Below are 14,224 nucleotides of genomic sequence, written 5' to 3' on the forward strand. Positions count from 1 at the left end.
ACGCGCCATTTGCGCATCTGTCAGCCAGAAAAGATCAGACATATCACCGCTCCATTTTCGGACGGTGAATCACGCCGCTAGAATGAAATCAATGGGTCCAGAGCCTAGCTCATACTAACCATGTCTTAACCTGCAGAAGGTCACCCTTGGCAAACTTTAGATCGCAAAACGTGACAAAGTGCTCACATTACTGGAGAGATCGAGATCAGGCTCTGCCTTGTATCCCGAACTCTGGGGAAAAGACGAAATGATGCGCGACACAGGATCAAGTTCAAATGGTTGAAGCAAAGCAGAGAGTAGCCGTCGTTACCGGTGGTCTGGCCGGGATCGGATTGGCCATCTCACAGGCATTGCTGGCGGCGGGCCTGAGGGTTGTGATCGGCACGCGCAGTGGCGGTGGCGCTAAGGCGCGCTCCGCCGTTGAGCAGAACCTCGGGGCGGATGCCAGTATCTATCCTCTGGATGTGCGTGATGAGGCATCTGTCACAGCCTTCTTTGAGGCCGTCACCCAAGATATCGGCGAGGTTGATATTCTGGTCAACTCCGCGGGGGTCACTGCGCATGAGACGGTAAGCGGGCATAGTCTGTCATCGTGGCAAGATGTGCTTGAAACCAACCTCACGGGGCCATTCTTGACAATCCGGGCTTGCCTGCCCGGCATGAAGGCGCGCGGGTGGGGCCGGATCGTCAACCTTGCCTCAACGGCTGCACGCACTGCTGTCGCGGATCATCCGGCTTACTGCGCGTCCAAGGCAGGTCTGCTTGGCCTCAGCCGTGCCGTAGCTCTTGAAGGTGCGCCATGTGGCGTCTCATGCGTTACTGTTAGCCCAACATGGGTCGAGACTGATATGCTCCGCCAGAGCGCTGCGATCATGGCAAATAAGAGCGGACGAAGCTATGACGCCGAGATAGCCGCACTGGCAGCAGTAAACCCACAAAACCGTTTGGTCCAGCCACAGGAAGTCGCAGCTCTCGTGGCATTTTTGTGCTCTGATGCCGCCCCGGCGCTGACCATGGAAGATATCTCGGTCAATGCCGGCGCCCATTGGTAAGCGAGACCGATCTGCAACCAGCGCTACACCCCTTCATACCTGCCCGTGTCACAAGGCGATCTGTCTTTCCGTAGTTTCGCTTCAGGCTTTTCAGAGGGTGCGGGGGCGTGAACAACCTCGGTCAAGTAAGTTTTTGCATGGTTCCCTTGCCTCCAAAACGTGTGATGAGGGTCGGTGAGATCTGCACTGTGCAGTGAGGTGGTCCGTCAGCTTGCTTTGGTAGGGTGAACCTGATTGGATCGAAACACCAGATGATCGGAGTTTCGTCCATGCCTAAAAAGCCAGAACTGTTCACCATACCCGCGCGCAAGGGGCGGGCGGTTCGTCTCAGTGCGGGCGAGGCCATCCAGATCATCAACACGCATGGCGCACAGGTTGTCGATACATGGGCTTTCAACGCAGAGGATCCGACAGAGCATCTGTCGAACGAACACATGCGCGCCACACTGGGAAAGCTGTGGCCCAGTCAGGGCGACCCTTTGATTACAAACCGTCGCCGCCCGATCATGGTTCTGGAAGAGGACACATCACCCGGTCAGCATGATACATTGATCGCTGCCTGCGACGACTACAGATATGGGCTGTTGGGGTGCGAAGAGTATCACGACAACTGCACCGATAACCTCCATGCCGCCATGCGTCGCATTGGTGTGGCTCTGATGGAATGCCCCAGCCCACTGAACTTGTGGATGAACATTCCAGTGGCCGCCGACGGCAACACCAGTTGGGGCGAGCCTCTTTCCAAACCAGGTGATTATGTTGTGTTGCGCGCGCAGATGGATTGCATCGTTGCCATGTCGGCCTGCCCGCAGGATATTCTGCCGATTAATGGCGCGGCATGCCATCCAACCGAGGCGCATTATCGCATTCTTCTCAGGAAGGAGTGACAGTCACATGAAGCTTATTCGCACCTGACAGAGGAAGGGCAAGCACTATGCCAAAGGCTATATTGATACCGGAAACTGTTGGTCGGCGGCCGGAGGAGATCATCGCCACGGCATTATCGACAGTCCGGGAGCATCTGGGCATGGACATTGCTTATCTGTCCGAGTTTGTCGATGGGCGAAGCGTGTACCGCGCTGTTGACGCACCAGGGCTGGATCATCTCCTTGCAGTGGACGATAGCCGTGATCTGAACGACGTCTACTGTCAGCATATCCTCGACGGACGCCTTCCCGAACTGATTGCGGACACCAGTGCCGAACCTCTTTGCATGGAAATGCCGATCACTTTCGAGGCTCCAATCGGCAGCCACGTCAGTGTGCCTATCCGGCGCCCCGATGGTAGTCCCTATGGCATGTTCTGTTGCCTGAGTCCTCGAGCGAACCCGACGCTGACACCGCGTGATCTGAGCGTGATGCGAGCTTTCGCCGATCTGGCGGCCGAACAGGTCAACGGCGCGCTGATCGAGCGCGATACGCATGCAGCAAAGGTCGCCGCGATCCGAGCTGTGATAGAGACGCACGCGCTCAGCATCGCGTATCAACCCATCGTCGATCTTTCCACCGGCATGGTTCAGGGATTCGAGGCCCTGAGCCGCTTCAATACTGAGCCTTACCGCACGCCCGATCTGTGGTTCGCCGACGCGGCATCCGTGGGTATGGGTGTCTATCTTGAACTTGCCGCGATCGAATTGGCACTGATGGGCCTGACGGACCTACCCGAACACATCTATCTTTCGCTCAATGCTGGGCCGGACACCATCGCCTCTGGCCGTTTGGGCGAGGTGCTGGAAGGCAAGCCCTTGAATCGGCTTGTGCTCGAAATTACCGAGCACGACCAGATCGATGTGGAGCAACCGTTCCTCGACGAGCTCTTGATCTGGCGTGACCGCGGCATGAATATTGCCATTGATGACGCCGGTGCGGGATACTCGGGTCTACAGCAAATTCTGCGAATTTCCCCAGATATTCTCAAGCTCGACCGTTCACTCGTCACCGGCATCCACGCCGATCCGGCTCGCCGGTCGCTTGGTGCTGCGATGGTGCATTTCGCTGCTGAGACGGGTGCAAGGATCGTCGCGGAGGGCATCGAAACTGCGGAGGAATGCAGCACATTGCAGACCCTTGGAATGCATTGTGGGCAAGGGTGGTATTTCGGTCGCCCCGGTGACCTGACTGCTGCGCTGGCACCGTGCCAACTGCCCAGGTTCGGCGATGGGAGCGGTAGCTGACGTGGCGGACCCTCGTGAGCCCGCTATGATTCTCTTGGCTCGCATCGCCCGCTGTCATGTGGACCTGGTAGGGCACGGCGTCGAGCATGTGCTGCAGGAACTCCCAGGCGGTGCGCCTGTCGGCTTTCTCGACGAGTTGGGTTACCGCGGACTTGCTTGTGCGGTTAATGCCAACGAAAGATAGAGCTTGACCTCGACGGTCTGCACCTCGACGAGGTCGATATAAAAATCCGACTTGCGCAAATAAGCGTGCTTGCACTGGACGAAGCCCTGAAAGGCAGTCGCCAATACCCGAACGAGATCTGGACTATCTTAGACAGCACAAATAATGAACGCTGCGGGATGTGCCACATAAGTTATTAACTGAACGGGAACTCTGATATGCTGGGACTGAATCCACGAGATGAACTTGATGACGAAGCAGGACGAATTGAGGCCCTTATTCGCCTCGATGCCGCGACCTCAAGTTCCGAAGCCAGCTTCGATCATATCACTAAGCTGCTTCAAATCGCCCTTGAGATGGAGATGGTCACAATAAGCCTCGTCGGCGTGGACAAGCAGACATTCAAGGCCTGCCAAGGGCTCGACTTGACGGAAAGCCCAAGAGAGATTGCGTTTTGCAATATTGCGATCCGCAGCTACGAGCCACTCATTATCGAGGACACGCATCAGGACGCGCGCGTTAAGAACAATCCACTGGTGACAGGGTCGCTTTTCCTGCGCTCCTACATCGGCGCACCACTGACAACGGCGGACGGATATAACCTTGGTACAATCTGCGCTTTTGACAGTAGACCACGGCGCTTCACGGCGCGCGAGTCCGAGATGATAATCAAATGTGCCGAGCTCGTCGTGAATCAGTTGGAACTGCGCAGCCAGGCCAAACTCGATTTCCTGACTGGCGTTTTGAATCGACGTAGCTTTGCATCCGAACTGGAGCGTGAAATGGCGCGGCTGAAACGGCGTCCGGGAAAGGCTGTCGTCGCTTTCCTCGATATAGATCACTTCAAGCGGGTGAACGACACATTTGGCCACCCAGTTGGTGACATTGTTTTGCGGGAATTTGCTGGCATTGTGGCGAGCCAATGCCGCCAGAACGATCTACTCGCGCGTGTTGGCGGAGAGGAATTTGCGGTATTATTGCCGGACACCGACCTCGAAAGCGCGCAGATTTGGGCAGAGCGCACTCGAAAACAGGTTGCCGAAACCCGGTTCGACGATAACGACGACCTGCGGGTGACGGTGAGTCTTGGTTTGGTTGAGTTCACCGAAAAGCAGACCAGCGCCGACGTTATTACGAGCATGGCGGACCGCACACTTTACCAAGCAAAGCGGCAAGGTCGAAATCGGGTCGTTACGTAGCAATTCAATCCATGTTTCGCCACGTGTAACACAGCTCTCGCTGAGCTGATCCGGGCCCCATTGGTCAGCCAAGAACTCGTGGCACCTCCTCTCGTCGCTTTCTGTACAAGCCATTGATGCTTCCAGCTGCGCGGTTAGCGGCAGGATCCCTCCCAAGAGGAGACGGCGCAGAGTATCGATATCAGATTATGATCTCTAGTCATGTCCGCAAATCGTGTTGCTCGCTTCGGAGGCCCTACTTCATGGAGCTTGTGCCATATTAGAATGCGGTATAATTATACGGTATAAAGCTGGAGCATGATCATATGGCGACTTCGACTAAGCGCAAGACCTCCCTGACGCTTGATATCGAGGCACTTGAGGCTGCAAAGGAACTAGGGATCAACGTCTCCGCAGTGGCTGAGACGGCACTCATTGATGCCGTTGCCGAGTCTCGACGCAAGAAATGGCTTGCTGAGAACGCAAGCGCATTTGCAGCTCAATCGGATTGGCACGAACGCCATGGGCATCCGCTGGCCGACATCATTGCAGCTCCCGGTGGATCTTCATGGATCCCCTGACCCGCTTTGATGTTGCGGAGTACAACGGTATCTCCATGGTCGTTGTCGAAAGCGATCTTCTTCCGCCGGATGCTTCCGTAGTCGTCATTCCGCTTCTCTCTGGCTACCCTGCGGTGCAGCACCTGAATCCTGAGATCCAGCACAACGGCAGGCACTTGATCCTTGCGACACGACTGATTGCGGCTGTGCGACGGTCGAGTTTGAACCGCACTGGGAGTGTTGCGGACCAAGGCGATCTGATCACCCGGGCGGTAGATGTCCTGATGTCGGGCGTATAGCCCAAAGCTATGGGCTACAGTTCCGTAGTGGTTGGTCAGCAACAGCCCAAGCATTGGGCCGCAGCTGGAATTGCTTGCGCCGTTTGTCCAGTGTCCGGACACTCTCGGCGCTGATCGTAAAAGGTCAGTCGGCGCCATGCCGGCCAAGACCGGCTTTACCTGTGCGAGATCACCCGCGCCGTCAGCAGAGCCTCCATGAGAGCAGTTCTCCACATCCAGCACCGCTTACAAGTCGAAGAGAGCGGCCTCGGGGTTGGAGCGCGTCTTTCTTGCGATTGTGCGTATTTAAGCAGCAATCAAGTGATCCCATTTTGGCGGGAAAGTAAGTCCTCTCTCCAGAATTTTACACGCAAGCTCTTTTGTTTCCTTAACGGACAGCGAACGGCGCGCAAGCGGTCCATAGGCTGTGTCTGGATCTTGGTTCGACGATGTTGGGACGAGCCTAGCCAGCGCAATTCTTTGCGAGAGCGATAGCATGCGTCGCGCTTGTTTGCCTGGGTAAAAGCTCTCGGACAGTGCTCCTTCACCCGTCAGAATTTCGTGGCTTTGGAGCAATACATGGTAATATGTGACATCGCGCTTGCCTGACATGATGCGTATTCCGGGTAAGCCGGTTAGTCCCTTGGCGGGAACAAAGACATCTTCGCCCTCCAACAAAGCACCATTTAAAAGCATCCTGTGCTGAGGCGAAACAACCAGATCACGAAGGGGCAAGCCATGTCCGAGAACCCCTGCCTTTATCTGAACGGGTTTTTCACAATCAGGGCTTCCGGGCCAGACACGCCTCGAATGTGAGATCCAAAGGATCGGCATCGGCCCATTGTCGTATGTCTCGACTTCATCTCCGATCTTCAAGCTTTCTACCGCTCGATCTCCATACGGCGTAGCTATGAGGGTCCCTCGACCGAAGCATATTATCCCGGTGGTTGTCGTATCGATGTTCTGTAGGGCGATCGCGCCGTTGCCAAAGGAATCCATCTCGGCTTGCGTAGCGTTTCCATCGGGTAAGAAAAATAGGCGCGCGTTCTCTCCAGCGGATGGATAATCCTGAACGTCAATCAGGAACACGGTTGAGCCTTCGTACTGATCGGGCACTTGGTTCGCACCATTGCGGTTCTGCGCAGGCAGGTCTGCACTGAGCTGGAAGCTGAATTGATAGCTGGCCCCACCGATTGTCACCAACGTATCAGGGTCAACCTCGCCCATGTTGTAATCAAGCAGGATATCTCCATTGTTCTCAGAGGGAACAAAGCTGATTTCAAGAGCCGGATCACCTGTTGGGTTCAAGGCGGGGTTGTTGGCTGATGCATTATCACCACGGGCCCAAAATGTTGTCTCCATCATTTTGATCTCTTGTTAGGATGTTTGAGAGAGCATCGTCCCAAGGGTAAAGTTCGAGAGTGAGGCGGAAACGTGTTCGTTCCGCGTCGAAAGCCTCTGGGTCTGAGCTTTGGTAACGGGTTCGTCCCAGTAAAGCTCTTATTTGCAAGGCAAATGATCCCGCAGAAGCAGGAGATATCGGGCACCGGTGGAGCGCACAAAATCAAGCTGGTTCTTATGCCGCTTCATAGCCGGATTTGCCCGTATTCGAGCGTTCCGGTGGCCGCAAACGAAGCTTGGAGAGCAACCTTGATCTACTGACAAAATCAGGCGATCATGATGTTAAGCTGCAAGCTGGTTGAGTGAGGGATGTTGGTTGAATGCCTATTCAAGGGCGGTCAAGCTTCCAATTGAAGTCAAGTGTCTGTTTTATAGCCTTGGGTTGGCGACATTTATCTGCGTTGGGCTTGCCGCCTTGAAGGTTTTGTTGAGTGTGGGTCAAAAGGTTGAATACAATCACTGACAATTTTTTTCTATCCCACCCTGACCCGATGTGGGTCTACGACTTGGACACGCTCCGCTTTCTGGCTGTGAACAACGCCGCTATCGCCAAATACGGATATTCGCGCGAGGAATTCCTCGCGATGACGATCGCCGATATTCGTCCGGAAGAAGATCGGCCGGCCCTGCATGCAAATGTCGCGGCAGTCGCGAACGGGCGCGACGAGGCGGGGATTTGGCGACACCAATTGAAATCTGGTGAGATCATTTACGTCGACATCACCGGCCACACCATCGATCATGATGGGCGTCGCGCGGAATTGATCGCCGCGCGGGATATCACCGAACATGTCGAATCCGAAAGCGCGCTTGCTCAGGCGAAACGGATGCTCGAAATCGCGGGAACCTCGGCAAAGTTTGGTGCCTGGCAATATGATGCGGCTACCGAACGCTTAGAGTGGTCCACCGAAACGGCCCGGATCCACGATGAACCAGATGGATTTTCACCACAGCTTGCAGATGGCATCGCTTATTACGCCCCAGAGCACCGGGATCATATAGCGACCCTATTTATGAATTGCGTCGATCATGGTCATCCGTTTGATGAGACGCTCCAGCTCATAACTGCCAAAGGGCGCAGGCTCTGGGTGCGTACGACCGGGGAGCCGGACCGTGATGAGACTGGCCAAATTATTGCTGTTCGAGGCTCGTTTCAGGATATCACGGAGTTGATGGCGGCCCAACGAAATGCCAAAGAGCTGGGCCAGCGTCTGGCCGAGACGCTGGAGAACATCGGCGACGCCTTTTTCACACTCGATCAGGACTGGCGGTATACCTATATCAATAACAAGGCCGAAGAATTTATGAGGCGCAAACGGAGTGCGTTAATCGGCTGCCGGGTTGTTGACGCATTCCCCGAACTTGCGGGCAGCGCTGTCGAGATTGAATATGCGCGCGCCTTCGACACCGGAGAAACGGTAAGGTTTGAATATTACTACGCCCGGTTTGACCGCACATTCCGCATCAGCGCCCATCCCATACCGAACGGCTTGGCCGTCTATTTCTCAGACATCACCGAAGAGCTGCGCCAGACCGAAAGGTTGCGGCTGTTGGAAGCTGCCGTCGCGCAGATCAATGATATCGTCATCATCGTAGACGGCGCAAAACGCGATGAATCGGGAAACGCCACGATCACCTACGTAAACGATGCCTTCGAACGCATCACCGGTTATTCGCGTGAAGAAGCGATCGGTCAGACACCCAGGATCTTACAAGGCCCTAAAACACAGCGGCCCGAGCTGGATCGGATCAGGCACGCTATCCAGACCAAGTCACCGGTGCGGGCAGAACTGATCAACTACACAAAGGCCGGTCGGGAATACTGGCTAGAGCTCGATATTGTGCCCTTGTCGAACGACGCGGGGGCGGCAACGCATTTCGTTGCGGTCCAGCGCGATGTCACCGATCGGCGCCGCGCCGAGGAGGCATTGCGCCTCTCCGAAACGCGGTTTCGCCTGATTGCGGAAGCTTCGGGGAACACGGTTTGGGATTGGAATATCGCGGAAGGTGGCTTTTGGTGGAGCGGCGGGATGGCGCGGCAATTCGGACATCATCCCGATCCCGAAGACACGTTTCTGGCCGTCTGGCGGGAGAATCTGCATCCCGACGATGAAAAGAGGATCAATGAATCAACAGATAAACTTCTGGAGGGAGAAATCGACGCAGTTCACGACCGTTATCGTTTCCGCCGGGCCGACGGAAGTTGGGTTGATGTAGAGGATCGTGCTTTTGCGATCCGCGATGACGAAGGGCGTGCCGTCCGGGTTCTGGGCAGCATGTCCGATATTTCGGACCAGCTGCAAATGGAGGAGCGGCTGCGGCAATCACAGAAACTGGAAGCGGTAGGGCAACTGACTGGCGGCGTCGCCCATGATTTCAACAATCTGCTGACAATCATCATTGGCAATACAGAGCTGATTCAAAGCAATCTCGATGAGGGTGATCCGTTGCGGTATTATGCCGACATCACCGCCATGGCGGCAGATCGTGGTGCCGATCTTACCAATCGGCTTCTTGCGTTTTCGCGCAAGCAGGCGCTTCAGCCTCAGGTGATCGATATCAATGCCGTGATTACCGGCATGGAGNAGATCGTGGTGCCGATCTTACCAATCGGCTTCTTGCGTTTTCGCGCAAGCAGGCGCTTCAGCCTCAGGTGATCGATATCAATGCCGTGATTACCGGCATGGAGGATATGCTGCGCCGCACGTTGGGTGAGAGCATCGACATCGAGATCGTCCTCGCGGACGGATTGTGGTCAACAGAGATCGACCTTGCCCAAGTCGAAGCCGCGCTTCTGAACCTGACCATCAATTCCCGCGACGCGATGTCTGACGGCGGGTCATTGACGATAGAAACCGCGAATGTGGCGCTCGACGAGGATTATGTCTCGACGGAGCCAGAACTCAACGCGGGGCAATACGTCGCCATCGTGGTCAGCGACACGGGACACGGCATTTCGAAAGATCACATGGCCCATGTTTTCGAGCCGTTCTTTACCACCAAAAGCGTGGATACCGGAACCGGACTGGGCCTGAGCATGGTCTATGGCTTCGTCAAGCAGACTGGTGGCCATGTCCGGATTTACTCCGAACAGAACGATGGCACGACAGTCAAATTGTATTTCCCTCGATATTTCGGCGACCATGCAGCACATAGCGTCACCTTAGACGACATATCCTTGCAACGCGGGCAGGAGACCATTCTGGTCGTTGAGGACGATGCTCTGATCTTGCAGCAGTTGACAGCTCAATTGACCGGGCTGGGTTACGAGGTTCTCGCTGCCTCGGCAGGGACACCGGCGCTTGATATCCTGCGCGCGCGTTCGGATATTGACCTGCTCTTGACCGATGTCGTTTTGCCCGGCGGAATGAATGGTCGCCAGATCGCCGAGGCGGCGCAATTGATCCACCCCGGCTTGAAGGTTCTTTACACCTCGGGCTATTCGGAAAACGCGATCTTTCATCATGGGCGGCTTGATAAGGACGTCAACTTTCTCGGCAAGCCCTATCGTCGGTCCGAACTCGCCGCGAAGGTTCGGCAGGTTTTGGAGTCCTGACGGTAGCAACTACACTGGCAAAATCATCAATCGGGCACCGGCAGATGCAGTTCGACGGTCGTTCCTTTGCCGACTTCACTGCGTAGCTTCAGATCCCCGAATGCGATACGGGCCAGACCATCGACAAAACTGAGCCCCAGCCCTATGCCCTTGCCGATTTCACGCTGCGTGAAGAATGGCTCTCGGGCCTTGTCCAGCGTGGCGTCATCCATGCCAGTTCCCTGATCGCTGACCGCGATGACGATCTCGAGCGGGTCCTGCGGGTCGTCAGCCACAACCAGCCGCGTCGAAAGGTGAATTTCACCACCCTCAGGCATCGCTGCGGCCGCGTTCGCGATCAACTCCTCGATCGTCTCTTTCAACATGTCGGATCCCAGTTCCACGACGACACCAGCGGCACGGAGATCGACCGTCAAAAGGTAGGGCGCGGCAAGGCGGCTGGCCTGGTCCCGCGCGATGGCCTGCAAATGTGGATCGATTTCGAGGTTATCCCACCGCGCAAGGGCGTAACCTGAATACAGCAGCAGGCGATTGACGAGTTTTGCGGCCCGTTCGGTAACAACAAAAGTGCTATTAAGGGTCGGGTGAAGCTGCGGTCGATCGGCGAGGTTATCTTCAAGAAGCTCCAAATTACCCGTGATCACTGTCAGGATGCCGTTCAAGTTATGTGCGAACCCACCCGTCAACTGACGGACAATTGCGTCGCGGTCGATTTGTCGTTTCTGGGCTTCGGCGCGCGTTTCTTCCGTCACATCCTCGGCGACGCCCACTATTGCAGACGTGAGGTCGACAGAATTGGTGATCGGTATTGCTTTCATCTGGATGTGCCGCTTCGGCGCATCCTCTCGCCCAACATGGAACCGGGCTGCAAAGGGGTCACCCGTGCGGATCACCCGCTGCCATTGCGAGCTGATTGTGGTGCGATCCTCGCGTGACAGCGCCGATAGCCAGTCTTCTGCAGCATCGACGCCTAGTAGAGCGCAAAACCGCCGGCTTGCTTCGACAATCTGTCCGGATGGATCTGCGCGAAAGATGCCGACGGGGAGCGAATCGTAGAACGCATGCAGCTCGTCATTTTTCTGATCAAGGCGTTGGTTGGTTGCTCTCAACTCTTCGTTCAGGTTGTGAAGCTCCTGATTGGCCTGAGACAGGGCATTGCGCGTGGCCAGCAACTCACTTTCATAGCGCCTCCGGTCGGTCGCATTGAATACCGTGATGCGGATTGAGATCGCATTGCCGTCATCGTCGCGCCGTTCCACAGCATTGACCAGAACGGGAATGCGATCGCCATTCTTCGCAACCAGATCGAGCGCTACCTCGTAGAACGACCCCTGCAAGCGCAAGAGCGGCGCAAAGTGCGTCTCGTAGTAGATCTTGCCAGCAATGTTCAGAAGACTCTGAAAGCGCCGCCCTAACAGTTCATCGGCGTCGTGTCCGATCCATGCCCGGAATGTTGCGTTCACCCGGACGATGCAGCCGCCCGGATCAAGAGACAGGTATCCGCAGGGTGCATGCTCGTAGAGATCCTCGAGTTCCCCAAGATCGATTTGCGAGGGGCCTGTATCGTTGGTGCGCTTGGGATCCATGTTAGGCGGGAAGGAAATCACGGATGGCTGTCGATGTAGCCTCGGGCGCACTGAGGTTCGGGCAATGGCCAGTCGCATCGAGGGTGACGAGTTGGCTGTCTGGAATGGCGTCGAGCACGTATTTGCCCACTGCTTGCGGCGCGATAATGTCTTCCCGGCATTGCAGGATCAGTGTCGGGATCGCGACGTGGGCGAGATCGGATCGGTTGTCTGCGGTAAAGGTCGTGCGGGCGAAGTGCCGGGCGATTTCCGGATCGGTCCTGCAAAAGCTGTTAGTCAACTCCTCGCCCAGCTCTGGTCGATCCGGGGTGCCCATGATCATCGGCGCCATGGCCGCAGACCATCCCATGTGATTGCTGTCCAGAAACTCAAGCAGCTCTTCGATTTCGGTCGCGCTGAAGCCACCGACATAATCGCCCTCGTTGATGTATTTCGGCGAAGGGCCGACAAGAACAAGGTGGCTGAACAATTCTGGCGCAGCGCGCGCCGCCAGCACACCGATCATCGCGCTGACAGAGTGTCCGACGAAGATCGCCTTGCCTAGATCAAGCTCTCTGAGGATCTCCAGCACATCGTCGGCGTAGCCATCAAGGCTGCTATATCGCTCTGGCGACCATGCACTCAGATCTGACCTTCCGGCCCCGACAAGGTCGAAAAGCACCACCCGGAAGTCATCCGTGAAGCTTGGCGTTACGAACCGCCACATATTCTGATCACAGCCGAAACCATGCGCGAACACCATCAGCGGTCCGGAATTTCCCAGTATCTGAACGTTGTTTCTCGCAATGACCGACATGGACTACTCCGGTGTGTGGATGGCTCATGGCTCTGGATGACGGCGTTCCAAATTGCATCGGCCCCCGCTCGCAAAGCTGATCCGGTGGAAGCGTCACTCGTGACTCTAGTACGTAATCGCGCGCAAAGTGTGGGGCAATACGTGAAGCCTAATGACTAGCGACTTGTCTACATCTCTTGCCACATAGTCAGGTCGTTGTAGATCCGCAATCTCGTCCTCGTCTTGGTAGCCGATCCGACAATAGATACAGTTGCCAGGCTGTTGATTGTGACGACTTTTAGGAGAGCATCGGGGATGCGGTGGTTTCAGTTATTCTCTTTGAGCATCTGGGCGCCGAGTGTTGCTACCTCGACTCGATTTGAAACCCCCAGAATTTGGAAAATACAGGAAATATGGAACCTTACCGTACTGTGACTGATATTAAGCGCCTTCGCGATGCCCTTGTTCGGCTGCCCCACAACGATAAGACGCAACACATCCAACTGGCGGGGTGTCAGTGTGGAAAGTGGAACCAAGGCGAGTTTGGTTTTGGGTGCAACGTTGGGCTCATCTGATTGCGGTGGGAACGGAGGAACATAAACGACGCCCTCTGTAATCTGCTGAAGCGCTGCTTCCATCTCGCCAATGCCCAATCCCTTGTTGATGAAGCCCTGCGCCCCTGCCGAAAGCGCCATGAGGATGTCCTCTTGAGCCCGGGATGCTGATAACACTACAAGGCGGATATCTGGCTGTGCCGCCTTCAAGGTATCGAGCAGCTGTTTGTTGTCGATCCCTGGCATGTTCAGATCGACCAGCGCGAGACCAAAACGGGTCCCACTGGTAAGCTGCGCAATAGCCTCTTCGGCCGCGGCGCAGACGACAATCGTCTGAACGTCGAACTGGCTCCGAAGCACTTTTTCTATAGCAACCTGAAAAAAGTCGTCATCATCTATAATGATGATCGGGACCAGCTCTGATAATTTGAACCGTGACGACATTGAATAATTTAACGGACCTCATTGTAGCGCAAGATTATGTTGTTCTATCGCAATCTTACGTCCCAAACCGTCAAAATCAAGACTTCTGCTTGGCATTCAATGGGTAGATAAGTGGCACGCTGCCGGTGAGGTCTGTGATCACAGATTGGCCCGGACACTAACCATTCTCTCGCGTTCTATAGAGGGCATGCCAAGTGACTTCCTTCGATTCGCCCATGTTCAGCCATAGTCACAGCAGATACAGGTCCAGTACACTGAGAAGAGGCTGCAACGTGACTGGCAAACACCTGAACAAGAAAAAAGACACCAAAAGCTCGCCAAGGGAAGATCTTGCAAGTATGCGATCCTGGTACCCGGAGACCATCGAGCCCGAAGATGTTGGTCGATCATACCCACCTAGGGTCAGGACTCACAGCCAATAGATCACGGTGGCGGCGAGTGCGATGGCTGACAGAAACACCTTCGGGCACCTGTCGTATCGAGTTGCGACGCGTCGCCAGTCCT

General features: G+C 55.6%; 12 protein-coding genes and 2 pseudogenes. 8 read left to right on the top strand and 6 right to left on the bottom strand.

The window, feature by feature from the left end; genetic code table 11:
* The first annotated feature begins 275 nt into the window (after window positions 1–275).
* The 3 genes from V8352_RS19830 (at window position 276) to V8352_RS19840 (ending at window position 3,225) form a co-directional block, all read left to right on the top strand.
* The gene (locus V8352_RS19830) at window positions 276–1,052 is read left to right on the top strand and encodes an SDR family NAD(P)-dependent oxidoreductase (RefSeq protein ID WP_336426014.1); all 777 of its coding nucleotides are present in this window, start codon (window positions 276–278) and stop codon (window positions 1,050–1,052) included.
* Window positions 1,053–1,321: 269 nt separating this feature from the next.
* The gene (locus V8352_RS19835; RefSeq protein WP_336426015.1) at window positions 1,322–1,939 is read left to right on the top strand and encodes an urea carboxylase-associated family protein; all 618 of its coding nucleotides are present in this window, start codon (window positions 1,322–1,324) and stop codon (window positions 1,937–1,939) included.
* Between the two features lie 47 nt (window positions 1,940–1,986).
* Entirely contained in the window at window positions 1,987–3,225 is a 1,239-nt protein-coding gene (locus tag V8352_RS19840) for a sensor domain-containing phosphodiesterase (RefSeq protein WP_336426016.1), read from the top strand.
* Window positions 3,226–3,268: 43 nt separating this feature from the next.
* Here the strand turns inward: V8352_RS19840 and V8352_RS22050 are convergent.
* Window positions 3,269–3,453 (bottom strand): annotated as a pseudogene (locus V8352_RS22050) (IS481 family transposase); the annotation flags it as partial.
* Between the two features lie 153 nt (window positions 3,454–3,606).
* Here V8352_RS22050 and V8352_RS19850 point away from each other — a divergent pair.
* From V8352_RS19850 to V8352_RS19860, 3 genes are all read left to right on the top strand, one after another.
* The gene (locus V8352_RS19850) at window positions 3,607–4,587 is read left to right on the top strand and encodes a GGDEF domain-containing protein (RefSeq protein WP_336426017.1); all 981 of its coding nucleotides are present in this window, start codon (window positions 3,607–3,609) and stop codon (window positions 4,585–4,587) included.
* Window positions 4,588–4,892: 305 nt separating this feature from the next.
* The gene (locus V8352_RS19855; RefSeq protein ID WP_336426018.1) at window positions 4,893–5,147 is read left to right on the top strand and encodes a type II toxin-antitoxin system CcdA family antitoxin; all 255 of its coding nucleotides are present in this window, start codon (window positions 4,893–4,895) and stop codon (window positions 5,145–5,147) included.
* A complete protein-coding gene (locus V8352_RS19860; RefSeq protein WP_336426019.1) occupies window positions 5,135–5,425 on the top strand; it encodes a CcdB family protein in 291 nt (96 codons plus the stop codon). Before V8352_RS19855 ends, V8352_RS19860 begins: the two co-directional genes overlap by 13 nt.
* Before the next feature lie 285 nt (window positions 5,426–5,710).
* Here the strand turns inward: V8352_RS19860 and V8352_RS19865 are convergent, their stop codons facing one another.
* On the bottom strand, window positions 5,711–6,769 hold the full coding sequence (locus V8352_RS19865; RefSeq protein WP_336426020.1) for a Hint domain-containing protein: 1,059 nt from the start codon (window positions 6,767–6,769) through the stop codon (window positions 5,711–5,713).
* 467 nt (window positions 6,770–7,236) lie between these two features.
* Here V8352_RS19865 and V8352_RS19870 point away from each other — a divergent pair, with 467 nt between their 5' ends.
* Window positions 7,237–9,462 (top strand): PAS domain S-box protein, encoded by a 2,226-nt coding sequence (locus V8352_RS19870; protein WP_336426021.1) that lies wholly within the window; start codon window positions 7,237–7,239, stop codon window positions 9,460–9,462.
* Window positions 9,459–10,361: an ATP-binding protein gene (locus V8352_RS19875; protein ID WP_336426022.1), complete on the top strand. Its 903-nt coding sequence runs from the start codon at window positions 9,459–9,461 to the stop codon at window positions 10,359–10,361. The genes V8352_RS19870 and V8352_RS19875 overlap by 4 nt, the downstream gene beginning before the upstream one ends.
* Before the next feature lie 26 nt (window positions 10,362–10,387).
* On the opposite strand, the gene V8352_RS19880 is transcribed toward V8352_RS19875, so the two are convergent.
* The 4 genes and pseudogenes from V8352_RS19880 to V8352_RS19895 all read right to left on the bottom strand — a co-directional run.
* The gene (locus V8352_RS19880; RefSeq protein WP_336426023.1) at window positions 10,388–11,947 is read right to left on the bottom strand and encodes a PAS domain-containing sensor histidine kinase; all 1,560 of its coding nucleotides are present in this window, start codon (window positions 11,945–11,947) and stop codon (window positions 10,388–10,390) included.
* A 1-nt stretch (window position 11,948) separates the two neighbouring features.
* On the bottom strand, window positions 11,949–12,743 hold the full coding sequence (locus V8352_RS19885) for an alpha/beta fold hydrolase (protein ID WP_336426024.1): 795 nt from the start codon (window positions 12,741–12,743) through the stop codon (window positions 11,949–11,951).
* A 305-nt stretch (window positions 12,744–13,048) separates the two neighbouring features.
* On the bottom strand, window positions 13,049–13,720 hold the full coding sequence (locus V8352_RS19890) for a response regulator transcription factor (protein ID WP_336426025.1): 672 nt from the start codon (window positions 13,718–13,720) through the stop codon (window positions 13,049–13,051).
* A 409-nt stretch (window positions 13,721–14,129) separates the two neighbouring features.
* Window positions 14,130–14,224: pseudogene (locus V8352_RS19895) on the bottom strand (IS5/IS1182 family transposase); the annotation flags it as partial.

Source organism: Roseovarius sp. D0-M9 (assembly GCF_037083805.1).
Classification (GTDB): Bacteria; Pseudomonadota; Alphaproteobacteria; order Rhodobacterales; family Rhodobacteraceae; genus Roseovarius.